Source organism: Rhodococcus sp. T2V (assembly GCF_029269925.1).
Taxonomy (GTDB): domain Bacteria; phylum Actinomycetota; class Actinomycetes; order Mycobacteriales; family Mycobacteriaceae; genus Rhodococcus_F; species Rhodococcus_F koreensis.
In genome coordinates this window covers 1-519 of record NZ_JARJBD010000382.1, presented here as the reverse complement: position 1 = coordinate 519, position 519 = coordinate 1, and the positions used below count along the sequence as shown (strand labels likewise).

Sequence of the window (519 nt, the reverse complement as noted above, 5' to 3'; positions counted from 1 at the left end):
TGATCGACCGCGGCGACCTGCCGGCGGCATTCGCCGAGCGCCTCCGGTGTGACGGTGCCGGCGTCGAGCCGGTCGGTGAGGTACCGAATCGACTGCTCCAGAACCAATCCCGGATTGCGCGTGTTGTTGCCGACCCTCCGGGTTTCGACCATCTGCCACCACTGGTCCAGCTCGGCCAGCACAGTGGGATCAGCGACCGCGATCCGCAAGGTGCGGTCGATGGACCGCGGATCGGTGATGTCCACCTCATCCACACCCGCTGCGCGGGTGAGGATCTGGCCGAGTTGATGGTTGGCGAGACCGTCGCCGCGGCTCCACCAATACGACACCATCACAGCCACCTTGCTCGCCGTAGCCAGCTCCCCCATCACACCTGTTTCCCTTCAGTAAGACGACCATGTTCGAGTTCATCCTCACAGCCCGGCACCGCCCCCACCGGTCCCGGGTCGGGGCTGCGGGACGGCGGGTCAGGCTGTGCGGCGGGCGGTGTCGGTGACCGCGCACATCGGGCACAACGTG

At 67.1% G+C, this 519-nt stretch carries 1 protein-coding gene; it reads right to left on the bottom strand.

Annotated elements, in window-relative coordinates:
• Positions 1 to 368, bottom strand: a 368-nt coding sequence (locus tag P3H15_RS54485) for a hypothetical protein (protein ID WP_276144898.1), incomplete at its 3' end; no start/stop codon positions are given.
• Positions 369 to 519 lie beyond the last annotated feature (151 nt).